The sequence below is a fragment of the Pseudomonas sp. B2M1-30 genome (assembly GCF_025447575.1).
Lineage (GTDB): Bacteria > Pseudomonadota > Gammaproteobacteria > Pseudomonadales > Pseudomonadaceae > Aquipseudomonas > Aquipseudomonas botevensis.
Genome location: NZ_JAOEJT010000013.1, coordinates 98,364 through 112,581, shown reverse-complemented (window position 1 = coordinate 112,581; position 14,218 = coordinate 98,364). Strand labels below are relative to the sequence as shown.

Sequence of the window (14,218 nt, the reverse complement as noted above, 5' to 3'; positions counted from 1 at the left end):
AGGCTGTAGTGGCTACAGAGTCAAACGAATACTCGAAATGAGAGGCTCTAAACTGGCTTTCTGCGACAGCCTGTCGCAGAAAGCCATGCGTATGATTTTCAACTTCACGGCCGCTCGGTTGGGGCAAGTGCTGTTCGGCAGATAATCCCGAGTATTTGTTTCGATGTATTACGGAAATTGCTCGAGCACTTCGAATGCTAGAGCAAAACAACTTGCTGTAACCGTGGATAACGGATTTGTAATGTTCCAGTCACCTTGTCGATAAGTTCAAAACCCTACCGTGGCGCAATCGACATTTCTTGATTTAAAAAGGAAGTATTCAATTGCCCGGTCCAAGAGAACTGACGGCACGATCACGCCTGAAAAACATACTGCGGATGCTGAGCACCACGGGGCTTTTGTGGTGCACTGGTTCTGCTTTTGCCGCCGCCCCGCCAACCTCGGTGGCGACACTGAGCCTCGAACAGGCGCTGCAAACGGCGTTTGCCGGCAACCCCGAACTCGCGGCCGCGCAATGGGAAATCGGCATTGCCGAGGGGGAGCGAAAACAGGCCGGTCTGATGCCCAACCCCGAGGTGTCCTGGGAGGCGGAAGACACCCGGCGCGATTCACGCACCACCACGCTGACGCTCAGCCAGCCGATCGAGCTGGGTGGCAAGCGCGGAGCGCGGATTGATGTCGCCAGTCGCGGACAGGATGCCGCCGCGATCGAACTGGAGCGCAAGCGCAATGCCTTGCGCGCGGACGTGATTCAGGCGTTCTCCAGCGCCCAAACGGCGCAGCAACGGTTGTTGTTGTCACGCCAGTCGCAGGCCCTGGCCGAACAGGGTGTGCGGGTGGCGCAGGGGCGTATCGAGGCGGGCAAGTCGTCGCCGGTCGAAGGCACGCGGGCGCAGGTGCAGCTATCGGAGGTGCGTCTGGAGCTGAGCCGGGCCGAGCGCGATCAGGCCAATGCCTATCAGCAACTGGCACAGGTCATGGGGGCGCCGCTGTCGACCTCGGTCAATGTGCAAAGCGCCGCGCAAGGTTTGCCGGCGGTGCCGCCTTCAAACCGTTTGCTTGAGCGGCTGAGTGACACCGCCGAGCTGCGTCTGGCGAAGCTGCAGATCGATCAGCGTGAGGCTTCGCTGGGCCTGGAGAAGGCGCAGCGGATTCCCGATCTCACCGTGAGCGTCGGCAGCCAGTACAGCGAAACCGAGCGCGAGCGGGTCAATGTGGTCGGGCTGTCGATGCCGATTCCGTTGTTCAACCGCAATCAGGGCAATGTACTGGCCGCCGCCCGCCGTACCGATCAGGCGCGGGATCTGCGCAACGCCACCGAGCTGCGTTTGCGCACGGAAACCCAGACCGCCCTGGCGCAATGGCAGACCGCCAACGGCGAAGCCGAAGCGTTCAACCGGACCATCCTGCCCGCCGCGCAACGTGCGGTCGACAGCGCCATCCGTGGTTTCGAAATGGGCAAGTTCGGCTTCCTCGATGTACTCGACGCCCAGCGCACCTTGATCAGCGCGCGCACCCAATACATTCAGGCGGTTGCCGAGGCGACCGACGCGCGAGCGCGCATCGAACGTATTTTCGGCGACCTCGCCGTCCGCCCTTGAACCCTGTTTTTTCAATCACTGCGCGATGGCTCGGCGCAGAGGAGTTCCCATGGATAAAAAATTGATGGTTGTCGCCGTGGCGACGTTGGCGTTGGGTATTGGCATCGGTTCGATGTGGACGGCGGACTCGTCCATCGACGCCCACGCCGATGAAGCGGCGGAGCACGCCGACCATGCCGAGCACGCCGAAGAAGGCGCCGCTCAGGAAGAACACGCCGAAGAAGGGCAGGTGACCCTGAGCGCCGAACAGATCGCGGTGGCGGGTATCCAGTTGGCCGAAGCGCGGGCGCAGAGCATCAGTCTCGGTCTGCCGTTCCCCGGTGAAGTGCGTTTCGACGAGGATCGCACCGCCCATGTGGTGCCGCGGGTGCCCGGTGTGGTCGAGTCGGTGCCGGTCAATCTCGGGCAGTCGGTGAAGAAGGGCCAGTTGCTGGCGGTGATCGCCAGCCAGCAGATTTCCGATCAGCGCAGCGAACAGGCGGCCGCACAACGGCGTCTGGCTCTTGCCCGAACCACTTATGAACGCGAGAAAAAACTGTGGCAGGACAAGATTTCCGCCGAGCAGGATTTCCTCCAGGCCCGCCAGGCTCTGGAAGAAGCGGAAATTGCTGTGAGCAACGCCCGGCAAAAGATCAGCGTGCTCAGCGGCAGCGTGGTCGCCACCGGTGGCAATCGCTATGAACTGCGCGCGCCGTTCGACGGCGTGGTGGTGGAGAAGCACCTGACGCCGGGGGAAGTGGTCGATGAAACCAGCAATGCCTTCACCCTTTCGGATCTGTCCAGGGTGTGGGTGACCTTCGGTGTTTCGCCCAAGGACCTGACCCGGGTGCAGGTGGGCAAACCGGTGACGATCAGTGCCCCGGAACTGAACGCCGAGGTTGTCGGCAGCGTGGCTTACGTTGGCAGTCTGCTCGGTGAGCAGACGCGTACCGCCACCGTGCGCGTGACCCTGGAAAATCCGCAAGGCGCCTGGCGCCCGGGGTTGTTCGTCACCGCGCTGGTTGCCACTGACAACCGCCAGGCCAGGGTCGCCGTGCCGGAAACCGCGATCCAGACCGTCGAGGACAAGCCGACGGTTTTCGTGCGCACCGAGGGCGGCTTCAAGGCGCAGGCGGTGGAGTTGGGCAGTCGTGCGGCAGGGCAGGTGGAAGTCACCCAGGGGCTGGAGGCGGGCGTGCAAGTCGCCACGGCCGGCAGCTTCGTTCTCAAATCGGAATTGGGCAAGGCCTCGGCCGAACATGCGCATTAAAAGACGCCCACCGATCCGCCCCTCGACGAGAAAATCCTCATGTTCGAACGCCTGATCCAGTTTGCCATCGAGCAGCGCATCATCGTGCTGCTCGCCGTTTTGCTCATGGCCGGCCTCGGTATCGCCAGCTATCAAAAGCTGCCGATCGACGCTGTGCCCGATATCACCAACGTCCAGGTGCAGATCAACACCGGTGCCGCCGGGTTCTCGCCGCTGGAAACCGAGCAGCGCATCACTTTCCCGATCGAAACCGCCATGGCCGGCCTGCCGGCGCTGGAGCAGACCCGTTCGCTGTCGCGTTCGGGGCTGTCCCAGGTCACGGTGATCTTCAAGGACGGCACCGACCTGTTCTTCGCCCGGCAATTGGTCAACGAGCGCTTGCAGATCGCCAGGGAACAATTGCCCGAAGGCGCGGAAGCGGTGATGGGGCCGATTTCCACCGGGCTCGGGGAAATTTTCCTGTGGACCGTGGAAGCCCGGGACGGTGCGCTCAAGGATGACGGCACGGCTTACACACCGACCGATCTGCGGGTGATTCAGGACTGGATCATCAAGCCGCAATTGCGCAACGTCCCCGGTGTGGCCGAGATCAACACCATTGGCGGTTTCGCCAAGGAATACCAGATTGCCCCCGATCCGAAAAAACTCGCCGCTTACAAACTGACTCTTACTGATCTGGTGACGGCGCTGGAGCGCAACAACGCCAACGTCGGCGCCGGTTACATCGAGCGCAGCGGCGAGCAGTTACTGATCCGCGCGCCGGGCCAGGTGGCGAGTACCGAGGACATCGCCAATATCGTCATGGCCAACGTCGATGGCACGCCGATCCGGATCAAGAACGTCGCGAGTGTCGACGTCGGTCGTGAACTGCGCAGCGGCGCGGCCACGGAAAACGGTCGCGAAGTGGTGCTCGGCACGGTGTTCATGCTGATCGGCGAGAACAGCCGCACGGTTTCCCAGGCGGTGGCGGCCAGACTGGAACAGATCAACCGCTCGTTGCCCAAAGGCGTGGTCGCCGTGGCGGTGTACGACCGCACGCATCTGGTGGACAAGGCCATCGCCACGGTGAAGAAGAACCTGGTCGAAGGCGCGATCCTGGTGATCGCGATTCTGTTCCTGTTCCTCGGCAACATCCGCGCGGCACTGATTACCGCGATGGTGATTCCGCTGTCGATGCTGTTCACTTTCACCGGCATGTTCAGCAATAAGGTCAGCGCCAACCTGATGAGCCTTGGTGCGCTCGATTTCGGCATCATCGTCGACGGCGCGGTGGTGATCGTCGAAAACACCCTGCGCCGACTGGCCCATGCGCAACAGCATCACGGGCGACTGCTGACCCGCTCCGAGCGTTTCCATGAAGTGTTTGCGGCGGCCAAAGAGGCGCGGCGACCCCTGATTTTCGGCCAGTTGATCATCATGGTCGTGTACTTGCCGATCTTCGCCCTGACCGGCGTTGAGGGAAAAATGTTCCATCCGATGGCCTTCACCGTGGTGATCGCATTGCTCGGCGCCATGCTGTTGTCGGTGACGTTCGTGCCGGCGGCCATCGCGCTGTTCGTGACCGGCAAGGTCAAGGAAGAGGAGGGCGCGGTCATGCGTGGCGCGCGTCGGGTGTATGCGCCGGCACTGGCCTGGGTGATGAGCCATCGCACCCTGGCGGTGGGCATGGCGCTGGGCGTGGTGGCGCTCAGCGGGGTGCTGACCAGCCGCATGGGCAGCGAATTTGTGCCGAGCCTCAGCGAGGGCGACTTTGCCCTGCAAGCCCTGCGCGTGCCGGGCGCCAGCCTGTCGCAATCGGTGGATATGCAGCAACGCCTGGAAGCCCTGATCCTCGGCAAAGTGCCGGAGGTCGAGCGGGTGTTTGCTCGTACCGGCACCGCCGAAATCGCGTCCGACCCGATGCCGCCGAACATCTCCGACAGCTACGTGATGCTCAAGCCGAAGGAGCAATGGCCGGATCCTGGCAAATCACGCGAGACCCTGATGGCCGAACTGCAACAGGCCGCTGCGACGCTGCCAGGCAGCAACTATGAACTGTCGCAACCGATCCAGTTGCGCTTCAACGAACTGATCTCCGGTGTGCGCAGTGATGTGGCGGTCAAGGTGTTTGGCGACGACATGGATGTGCTCAATGCCACCGCGGCGGAGATCGCCACGGCCCTGCAAAAGGTCAACGGTGCTTCCGAAGTGAAGGTCGAGCAGACCACTGGCCTGCCGGTGCTGACCATCAACATCGACCGCGACAAGGCGGCGCGTTACGGACTCAACGTCGGCGATGTGCAGGACACCATCGCCGTCGCGGTGGGTGGTCGCCAGGCGGGGACGATGTACGAGGGCGACCGGCGTTTCGACATGGTGGTACGCCTCTCCGATGCCATGCGCAAGGACATCGAAGGCCTGTCGGCGCTGCTGATTCCGGTGCCGGCGCCACTCAATGGCAATGCCGGGCAAATCGGTTTTATCGCCCTCAAGGAAGTCGCCAGCCTCGACCTGGTACTGGGGCCGAATCAGGTCAGTCGGGAGAACGGCAAGCGTCTGGTGATCGTCAGCGCCAATGTGCGCGGGCGGGACATCGGCTCGTTTGTCGCCGAGGCGGGCGAGATAATCGAGCGTGATGTGCAGGTGCCAGCGGGTTACTGGACCAGTTGGGGCGGGCAGTTCGAGCAACTGCAATCGGCGGCCAAGCGCTTGCAGATTGTGGTGCCGGTAGCGCTGCTGCTGGTGTTCGGCCTGCTGTTCATGATGTTCAACAACATGAAGGACGGCTTGCTGGTGTTCACCGGGATTCCGTTTGCGCTGACCGGCGGGGTCATGGCGTTGTGGTTGCGCGATATCCCATTGTCGATTTCGGCGGGCGTCGGCTTTATTGCGCTGTCCGGCGTGGCGGTGCTCAACGGCCTGGTGATGATCGCGTTCATCCGCAATCTGCGCGAGGAGGGGCGTTCACTGACGGAGGCGATCAATGTCGGGGCGTTGACCCGGTTGCGGCCGGTGTTGATGACCGCACTGGTGGCGTCGCTGGGCTTTATTCCGATGGCCCTGGCGACCGGCACCGGCGCTGAGGTGCAGCGACCGCTGGCGACGGTGGTGATTGGCGGGATCCTGTCCTCGACCATCCTCACGTTGCTGATACTGCCGGCGCTGTATCAACTGGCGCATCGCCGGGACGAGCAATCGCCCACTGTTGGCTAGTCACTTTTTGCCTCAACAACAGGCCCGCCATTGCGGGCCTTTCTACATAACGGATATGTAATTTCGGCGCCACCGTCACGAAAGGTTCGGATTGTTACCTTGATCCCGTCAGTTACTTAAACGAGGAATCAAAGATGAAATTTGCACAGATGGGTGCGTTTGCCGTGGCGCTGGTGATGTCTTCCCTGGTGTTGGCCGAAGGCGGTGGTGACCGCACTTTCGACAGAATGATGGCCGCCAACGACCGCTCGATGGAGGTGTTTGCCGCCAGGGAAAAGGCCAGTGATCCCGTCGTCGTGAACGACAAGAAGGACGACAAGACCCAAGACTTGTAAGTGTGTTGCCACGAATGAGCCCGTCATCGCGCATCGATGGTGGGCTTTTTTTTGAGTCGTGTTTGAAGGGAATGGGTATGAAACTTCTAAAGTTGATGGTCTTTACCGGTGTCATGGCAATGTCTTTGAATGCGTTGGCCGAGGGCGGCGGCGACAAGACGTTTGACCGGGCGTTCAGCGCCAACGCCAAAGCCATGGCGCAGTACGCCGCCAACCAGGGCAAAGCGGTGCCGGTGGTCAAGGAATACACCTACGGAATGAAACTGGATGTGGTGAAAGTGGTGAGCGTTGTCCGGCCGAAAAATGAATGCGCTGTCGTGCCGGCTGCAATGACTTATGAAGACTCGCAAGGGCAGCTCAATACCGTCACGTACAGCGTGATGGGGAACTGTCGCCAGCAGGGTGGATAAGGGGAGTCCTGGCTGACGCGCCCGGTTCACGTTCAGTGAGTCGGGCTTTTTTCATGCATAAAAAAGGCGCCCCGAAGGACGCCAAAGGATTCACCTCTTACCAAAGGAGCAAGGAGCTTCTAAAGGTGAATTTGCATCAACCGTCTCATCAGAGAATGGCCAGCGGATACTCGACAATCACCCGAACCTCATCCAGATCCGACTCGAACGCCGTGGCCCGGGTGGTGGCCTGGCGCAGGCGCAGGGACAGGTCTTTCAGCGAACCGCTCTGCACCACGTATTTGACTTCGATATCCCGCTCCCAGCGCTTCTGGTCGGTCAGCGGATTGCCGGCGGCATCGCGGCGCATGTACACAGCGTTGGCGTTGGAATAGTCGGCATCGGTGCCTCGGGCATAACGGGTCATGAACGACAGACCGGGCACGCCATAGCTGCTCATGTCGAGGTCATAACGCACCATCCACGAACGTTCCTTGGGTGAGTTGAAATCGCTGTACTGGATCGAGTTGTCGAGGAAGATCGAGTCGGACTGGCGCAGGTAATCGAAGTCGTCATTGCCGTTGTTGCGCTGGTGGGAGAGGGCGACCGAGTGTGCGCCGAACTTCACGCCAACCCGGCCGCTCCAGATGTTGTTGTCGAACTCGCCGAGCAATTGTTTGCCTTCGTCGACCGCCTTGTAGTAATTCAGGCCGCCGAACAGTGACAGGTCATCGGCCAGCGGATAGGTCCACGCGGTGCCGGCGTAGTACTGGTTCCAGGCATCCTTCAAGCGACTGGAGTACAGGCTGAAACTGAGATTCTTGTTCAACGCATAGTCGCCACCGCCATAAGCGATCCAAGGCGAGTTGACCGGGCCGGCGTAGAAGGTCGCGAAGTTTTCGCGCATGTCGCTGGACACCGGTTGGCTCATCGCGTGCAGCCGACCGCCCTGGAGCGACAGACCGTCGATGCTGGTGTTGCTCGCCGTCACACCGCGAAAGCTTTCCGGCAGTAATCGGGAATCGCCGGCCGCCACTACCGGATTGGCCGGGAACACGTCGCCGACCTTGATCACCGTATCGAACGCCCGCACTTTGGCGGCGCCACCGACTTTGGTGTATTCGTCCCGCGCCTGGCCGTCGCCGTTGACCGGCAGCACATCGAACGAACTGCGACCGCCGTTGCGACCGTCACCGGTGTCGAGTTTCAAGCCGATCATCGCAAACGCATCGACCCCGACGCCGACGGTGCCCTGGGTAAATCCGGATTCGAACTTGCCGATCACCCCGTGAGCCCAGGCTTCGGAATAACCATTGCCGGTAGGGCTGGACTGGCCGTTGCGGTGATCACGATTGAAATAGAAGTTGCGGTTGAGCACCGTCAGGCTGCTGCCTTCGATAAACCCTTCGGGTTTTTCTTCTGCAAACACCATGGACGGCCCGGAGCCGACAACCACTGCTAAAGCGGCCATCGACATTTTTTTGTTGTTAACCATCAATCACTCCTTGGGTTCGGCAGAACGGGAACGTGCTTCGGCGTGGTTTTATTGTTCGACAGGCAGAGGCCCGCCGGCATGGTCGCCGGATGACATCGTTGCAGGCGGCGGATAACGCCAAGGTGATGGGGGAATTACAATTTCGTCATATGGATGGAGTGGAACCGGTGAAGGGGAAACAATGAAACGGTTAATTCATGGGCTGCTTTTGCTGAGCCTTTCGCTACTCTCGATGGGAGCAAGGGCAGAGTTCGTCTGCGAGGATTTCCTCGCGAAGATCGGTGCCAAACCTGAGTTCGTGAAGTTTGTGCAGTGCTCTCAAGATACCGAGCGGCAGGGAAAACCTTTGGTCGCCCTCTACCACGTGCCCGGTCCCGACGCTGCCAATGCCGAGCACTACCTGAACCAGCGTTTTGGCCTGCCTCCACTCAAGCGCTACTGCTGTATCTGGGAGTCTTCATCCTTCTTTTATCGAGACCGGAAAACGGGCGTCGGATACGAGTTGGCTATGGCTTCCGAGGAAACCCTTGTACATGAACGCGAATCGTGGCCAGCCATCGGGTCTTTCTACATCAATGTGTTGGTTTATACCGAGGAGCCTTGATAGAGCGGAGGCATGGACGTTTGTCTGTTTTGGCGTCGACTCGCTGTCTGCGCGTTTTTCTCAAAGTATTGCGGACGACTATTCCCATAAAAACAAAAACGGCACCCGAAGGTGCCGTTTCTGTTTGTAGCCGAATGTCGCTGTGCGATCAGCCTGCCAGGCCCGACTGCTGGACCAGGGTCAGCAGCGGTTGTGGGTAGACGCCGAGGAAGAACGCGACCACCGCAATCGCCAGCAGCATCACGCCGCCGGCCTTCTGTTCCCAGTGCAGCTGGGCGTCGTGGCGGCGCAGGTTCGGTTCGATCAGGTACAGGGTGACCATCACGCGCAGGTAGTAGAACACGCCGATGGCGCTGCCCAGGACCAGCGAGCCGACCAGCCACCATTGGTGCGATTCGACACCGGTGGCGATGATGTAGAACTTGCCGATGAAGCCGGCGGTCAGCGGGATGCCGGCCAGGGACAGCATCATCACGGTCAGTACGGCGGTCAGGTACGGACGGCGCCAGAACAGGCCGCGATACTCGTACAGGGCGTCCGCGTCACGGCCGTTGTACGGCGAGGACATCAGAGTGATCACGCCGAAGGCGCCGAGGCTGGTGATCACGTAGGTGACCAGGTACACGCCGATGGCTTCCACCGCCAGACCCTTGCTCGCCACCAGCGCGATCAGCAGGTAGCCGAAGTGCGCGATGGACGAGTAACCGAGCAGACGCTTGAGGTTGCTCTGGGTCAGGGCCAGCAGGTTACCGAACAGGATCGAGGCAATGGCGATGATGGTCAGCACGTTGCTCAGCACGCCACTGCTGGCGGCAGGGGAGATCTGGAACAGACGCACCATCACGGCAAACACGGCGACTTTCGAAGCGGTGGCGAGGAACGCGGCGACTGGCGCCGGAGCACCTTCGTACACGTCCGGCGTCCACAGGTGGAACGGCACCAGCGACAGTTTGAACGCCAGACCGATCAGCATCATGCCCAGGCCCAGTTGTGCCAGCGAGCTTGGCAGGCCGGTGGCCGCCAGGGCCTGGCCGATGCCGACGAAGCTCAGCGAACCGGCGTCTGCGTACAGCAGGGCCATACCGAACAGCAGGAACGCGGAACCGGCCGCCGACAGCACCATGTACTTGATGCCGGCTTCCAGCGAACGCTTGTTGAAGAAGGCGTAGGCCACCAGACCGTAGACCGGCACCGACAGCAGTTCCAGACCGATGAACAAACCGGCCAGGTGCTGCGCGCTGACCAGAACCAGGCCACCGGCGGCGGCCATCAGGATCAGCAGGTACAGTTCTTCACGGTTGCCCGGGTAACCCGAACCGCCATCACCCAGATAGGCGTGGGCGAGGGTGACGCAGGCGAGGGTGGCGACCAGGATCAGCGCCATGTACAGGCAGGCGAAGGTGTCGATCTGCAGCAGCGGAGTCACGGCCAGAGGCGCGACTTTCAGTGCCGGCAGGATCGACAGCAAGGCCAGGTTCAGACCTGCCACCGAAATCAGGAAGGTCTGCGAGTGGTTGCGGCGCCAGGCGATTGCCAGCATCACCACGATAATGGTGAGGCTGGTGATCAACAGTGGCGCAAGCGCAATAAAGTGTTGGATCGTGAATTCCATAGCGCTCTTACCGGGCCGAAGCGAGTTGAGTGAAGGCGGTGCCGAGCCACTGCTGCACGCCATGCATCGTGGCGGCAGAGGTGTCGAGGAACGGTTGCGGGTAGACGCCGAGGTAAATCAGCAGGCCCGCGAGGCCCAGCACCATGATCAGTTCGCGACCGTCCATGCCGTGCAGGATCGAATCCGATTTGGACGGACCGAAGTAGGCGCGGTGGATCATGATCAGCGAGTAGACCGAACCGAACACCAGGCCGGAAGTCGCGATAGCGGTGATCCATGGCGCGCTGGCGAAGGTGCCGATCAGGATCAGGAACTCGCCGACGAAGTTACCGGTGCCCGGCAGACCCAGGGAAGCGGCTGCGAAGAACAGGCTGATGGCCGGCAGGTAAGCGATGCGCGACCACAGACCGCCCATCTCACGCATGTCACGGGTGTGCAGACGCTCGTACAACTGACCGCTGAGGATAAACAGTGCCGCCGCCGACAGACCGTGAGCCAGCATCTGGATCACTGCACCTTGCAGCGCCAGTTGGCTGCCGGAGTAGATGCCGATCAACACGAAGCCCATGTGGGAAACAGAAGAGAAGGCGATCAGACGCTTGATGTCGGTTTGCGCGAACGCCAGGAACGCACCGTAGAAGATCCCGACCAGACCCAGGGTCATGGCGATCGGCGCGAATTCGGCCGACGCGTTCGGGAACAGCGGCAGGGCGAAACGCAGCAGACCGTAGGCCGCAGTTTTCAGCAGGATACCGGCGAGGTCGACGGAACCGGCGGTCGGCGCCTGGGCGTGAGCGTCAGGCAGCCACGAGTGGAATGGCACCACCGGCAGCTTGACCGCGAAGGCGATGAAGAAACCGAGCATCAGGATGTACTCGGTGGTCGTCGACATCTTGGTCTTCAGCAGGTCGGCGTAGTTGAAGGTGATCACGCCGGTGCTGTTGTAGTTGACCAGCACCAGACCGAGGATCGCCACCAGCATGATCAGGCCGGAAGCCTGAGTGAAGATGAAGAACTTGGTCGCTGCGTAGATCCGGGTTTTCTTGCCGTCCGAAGAACTGTGACCCCAGAGCGCGATGAGGAAGTACATCGGCACCAGCATCATTTCCCAGAAGAAGAAGAACATGAACAGGTCGAGGGCGAGGAACACGCCGACGACACCGCCCAGGATCCACATCAGGTTCAGGTGGAAGAAGCCGACGTGACGCTGGATCTCTTTCCACGAGCAGAGTACCGAGAGGATACCCAGCAGGCCGGTCAGCAGGATCATCAGCAACGACAGGCCGTCGAGGGCCAGGTGCACGTTGATGCCGAAACGCTGGATCCAGACGTGCTTGAACTCAAGCGCCCAGGTCGGATCGGCGCCAGGCGCCGGAGCAAATGAATAGTCACCGTGGGCCCACAGCCAGAGGCCGAGAGCGAGTTCCAGGGTCATGGTCAACAGCGCAATCCAGCGGGGGAGGGTGGCGCCGAAGCGCTCACCCATCCAGCACAGCAGGCCGCCGATGAAGGGGATCAGGATTAGCCAAGGCAGAATCATGACGGGCTCGTTTCCTTTCGCAAATTCGCAAGGTTCATATCAGACCGCTACCAGCACGACAGCGCCGATTACCAACACGGCACCGGCAGCCATCGAGGCGGCGTACCAACGCAGTTGACCGGTTTCGGTACGGCTCAGGGCAGTGTGACCACCCTTGGCCATGCGCGGGATCAGACCGATGGTCTGGTCGAGCGGGTCTCTGCGCAGTACATGGCTGATCGCAAGGTACGGCTTGACGAACAGTTTGTCGTAGATCCAGTCGAAGCCCCAGGCGGCGAACCACCAGGCCGAAAGGAAACGGCCGATGCCGCTGTGGGCGATCGCGGTCACGAAGCGACGCTTGCCAAGGAACAGCAGGGCCGCCAGCAGGATACCGGCCAGGGCGATGGCGCCCGAAGCGATTTCCAGACTGTGCTTGGCTTCGCCGCCAGCGTGACCAACGCTTTCCGGCAGTACGCCGTGCAGCGGTGGAACGATCATGGCGCCGACGAAGGTCGACAGCACGATCAGCACCGACAGTGGCAGCCAGTGAGCGATGCCGTGGCCGGCGTGGGCTTCGGTCTTGGCTTCACCGTGGAACGCGATGAAGATCAGGCGGAAGGTGTACAGCGAAGTCATGAATGCACCGACCAGACCGGCATAGAGCAGACCGTGGTTACCGCTGGCGAACGCTTCCCAGAGGATTTCATCCTTGGAGTAGAAGCCTGCGGTCACCAGCGGCAGGGCGGCCAGGGCGGCACCACCGACGATGAAGCTGGCGTAGGCCAGCGGCAGTTTCTTCCACAGGCCGCCCATCTTGAAGATGTTCTGCTCGTGGTGGCAGGCAACGATCACCGCACCCGAAGCAAGGAACAGCAGAGCCTTGAAGAAGGCGTGGGTCATCAGGTGGAAGATCGCGCCTTCCCAGGCACCAACGCCCAGAGCCAGGAACATGTAGCCGATCTGGCTCATGGTCGAGTAGGCGAGGATACGTTTGATGTCGGTTTGTACCAGGGCTGCGAAACCGGCCAGCACCAGGGTCACACCGCCGACGATGCCGACCAGGTGCAGGATGTCCGGCGCCAGGGCGAACAGGCCGTGGGTACGGGCGATCAGGTAAACACCGGCGGTCACCATGGTCGCGGCGTGGATCAGTGCCGAAACCGGAGTCGGGCCGGCCATCGCGTCCGCGAGCCAGGTCTGCAGCGGCAGTTGAGCCGATTTACCGACCGCGCCACCCAGCAGCATCAGGGTTGCCAGCACGATCCAGAAATCGCCGACCTTGAAGTGCTCAGGCGCCTTCACCAGCAGTTCCTGGACGTTCAGCGTGCCCAGTTGCTGGAACAGGATGAACAGGCCGATGGCCATGAACACGTCGCCGATACGGGTGACGATGAAGGCTTTGAGTGCGGCGTTACCGTTGTTGCGGTTGCTGTAGTAGAAACCGATCAACAGGTACGAGCACAGGCCCACGCCTTCCCAACCGAAGTAGATGAACAGCAGGTTGTCGCCCAGGATCAGGAACAGCATGCTGGCGATGAACAGGTTGGTGTACGAGAAGAAGCGCGAGTAACCGGCTTCACCGCGCATGTACCAGGACGCGAACAGGTGGATCAGGAAGCCCACGCCGACGACCACACCAAGCATGGTCACGGACAGACCATCCAGGTACAGGGCGAAGTTAGGCTGGAAGCCTTCCACCGACATCCATTTCCACAAAACGTGGACGTACACGCCACCTTCCGGTGGAGCAACGTTGAACTGCCAGATCACGTAGGCCGCGACGATGGCAGACAGGCCGATGGAGCCGACACCGATCAGCGCCGACAGGTTTTCCGAGAGGCGGCCGCGCGAGAACGACAGCAGCAGGAACCCGATCAGAGGGAATACGAAAGTCAGAAAGAGTAGGTTCATCCGCGCATCTCACTGGCAGCGTCGATATCGAGCGTGTGGAAGCGGCGATACAGTTGCAGCAGGATTGCCAGGCCAATACTGGCTTCGGCGGCTGCCAGGCTGATCACCAGGATGAACATGATCTGTCCATCCGGTTGCGCCCAGCGGGCGCCCGCGACGATGAAGGCCAGTGCAGAGGCGTTCATCATCACTTCCAGACTCATCAACACGAACAAAATGTTGCGGCGGACCATCAGGCCGACCAGACCAAGGCAGAACAGGATGCCGGCAACGGCCAATCCATGCTCGAGAGGGATAGCAGGCATGTC

General features: G+C 61.1%; 11 protein-coding genes. 6 read left to right on the top strand and 5 right to left on the bottom strand.

Features of this window, described 5'->3' with window-relative positions:
- The first annotated feature begins 323 nt into the window (after positions 1 to 323).
- From N8H74_RS22915 to N8H74_RS22895, 5 genes are all read left to right on the top strand, one after another.
- Entirely contained in the window at positions 324 to 1,601 is a 1,278-nt protein-coding gene (locus N8H74_RS22915) for a TolC family protein (protein WP_262150505.1), read from the top strand.
- Positions 1,602 to 1,650: 49 nt separating this feature from the next.
- A complete protein-coding gene (locus N8H74_RS22910) occupies positions 1,651 to 2,850 on the top strand; it encodes an efflux RND transporter periplasmic adaptor subunit (RefSeq protein ID WP_262150503.1) in 1,200 nt (399 codons plus the stop codon).
- A 39-nt stretch (positions 2,851 to 2,889) separates the two neighbouring features.
- Entirely contained in the window at positions 2,890 to 6,042 is a 3,153-nt protein-coding gene (locus N8H74_RS22905; protein WP_262150501.1) for a CusA/CzcA family heavy metal efflux RND transporter, read from the top strand.
- Between the two features lie 134 nt (positions 6,043 to 6,176).
- Positions 6,177 to 6,377, top strand: a complete 201-nt coding sequence (locus tag N8H74_RS22900) for a co-regulatory protein PtrA N-terminal domain-containing protein (protein ID WP_262150499.1) — start codon at positions 6,177 to 6,179, stop codon at positions 6,375 to 6,377.
- A gap of 77 nt (positions 6,378 to 6,454) precedes the next feature.
- A complete protein-coding gene (locus tag N8H74_RS22895) occupies positions 6,455 to 6,787 on the top strand; it encodes a DUF2790 domain-containing protein (protein ID WP_262150497.1) in 333 nt (110 codons plus the stop codon).
- Between the two features lie 148 nt (positions 6,788 to 6,935).
- Here N8H74_RS22895 and N8H74_RS22890 read toward each other — a convergent pair whose 3' ends face one another.
- Positions 6,936 to 8,261: an OprD family porin gene (locus N8H74_RS22890; RefSeq protein ID WP_262150495.1), complete on the bottom strand. Its 1,326-nt coding sequence runs from the start codon at positions 8,259 to 8,261 to the stop codon at positions 6,936 to 6,938.
- A 181-nt stretch (positions 8,262 to 8,442) separates the two neighbouring features.
- Between N8H74_RS22890 and N8H74_RS22885 the strand changes: the two genes are divergently transcribed.
- On the top strand, positions 8,443 to 8,865 hold the full coding sequence (locus N8H74_RS22885; protein WP_217830478.1) for a DUF4952 domain-containing protein: 423 nt from the start codon (positions 8,443 to 8,445) through the stop codon (positions 8,863 to 8,865).
- A 148-nt stretch (positions 8,866 to 9,013) separates the two neighbouring features.
- Here N8H74_RS22885 and nuoN read toward each other — a convergent pair whose 3' ends face one another.
- From nuoN to nuoK, 4 genes are read right to left on the bottom strand one after another with little or no spacing between them, the layout of a single operon-like run.
- On the bottom strand, positions 9,014 to 10,477 hold the full coding sequence (gene nuoN / locus N8H74_RS22880; RefSeq protein ID WP_217830477.1) for an NADH-quinone oxidoreductase subunit NuoN: 1,464 nt from the start codon (positions 10,475 to 10,477) through the stop codon (positions 9,014 to 9,016).
- A 7-nt stretch (positions 10,478 to 10,484) separates the two neighbouring features.
- On the bottom strand, positions 10,485 to 12,017 hold the full coding sequence (gene nuoM / locus N8H74_RS22875) for an NADH-quinone oxidoreductase subunit M (RefSeq protein ID WP_262150492.1): 1,533 nt from the start codon (positions 12,015 to 12,017) through the stop codon (positions 10,485 to 10,487).
- A 39-nt stretch (positions 12,018 to 12,056) separates the two neighbouring features.
- The gene (nuoL, locus tag N8H74_RS22870; RefSeq protein ID WP_262150490.1) at positions 12,057 to 13,910 is read right to left on the bottom strand and encodes an NADH-quinone oxidoreductase subunit L; all 1,854 of its coding nucleotides are present in this window, start codon (positions 13,908 to 13,910) and stop codon (positions 12,057 to 12,059) included.
- Entirely contained in the window at positions 13,907 to 14,215 is a 309-nt protein-coding gene (nuoK, locus tag N8H74_RS22865; RefSeq protein WP_003180046.1) for an NADH-quinone oxidoreductase subunit NuoK, read from the bottom strand. The genes nuoL and nuoK overlap by 4 nt, the downstream gene beginning before the upstream one ends.
- Positions 14,216 to 14,218 lie beyond the last annotated feature (3 nt).

Bases quoted from the DNA above. Each gene is read 5' to 3' on its own strand.
- N8H74_RS22910 (WP_262150503.1), top strand. From the start codon at position 1,651: ATGGATAAAAAATTGATGGTTGTCGCCGTGGCGACGTTGGCGTTGGGT.
- N8H74_RS22905 (WP_262150501.1), top strand. From the start codon at position 2,890: ATGTTCGAACGCCTGATCCAGTTTGCCATCGAGCAGCGCATCATCGTG.
- N8H74_RS22900 (WP_262150499.1), top strand. From the start codon at position 6,177: ATGAAATTTGCACAGATGGGTGCGTTTGCCGTGGCGCTGGTGATGTCT.
- N8H74_RS22895 (WP_262150497.1), top strand. From the start codon at position 6,455: ATGAAACTTCTAAAGTTGATGGTCTTTACCGGTGTCATGGCAATGTCT.
- N8H74_RS22890 (WP_262150495.1), bottom strand. From the start codon at position 8,261: ATGGTTAACAACAAAAAAATGTCGATGGCCGCTTTAGCAGTGGTTGTC.
- N8H74_RS22885 (WP_217830478.1), top strand. From the start codon at position 8,443: ATGAAACGGTTAATTCATGGGCTGCTTTTGCTGAGCCTTTCGCTACTC.
- nuoN (WP_217830477.1), bottom strand. From the start codon at position 10,477: ATGGAATTCACGATCCAACACTTTATTGCGCTTGCGCCACTGTTGATC.
- nuoM (WP_262150492.1), bottom strand. From the start codon at position 12,017: ATGATTCTGCCTTGGCTAATCCTGATCCCCTTCATCGGCGGCCTGCTG.
- nuoL (WP_262150490.1), bottom strand. From the start codon at position 13,910: ATGAACCTACTCTTTCTGACTTTCGTATTCCCTCTGATCGGGTTCCTG.
- nuoK (WP_003180046.1), bottom strand. From the start codon at position 14,215: ATGCCTGCTATCCCTCTCGAGCATGGATTGGCCGTTGCCGGCATCCTG.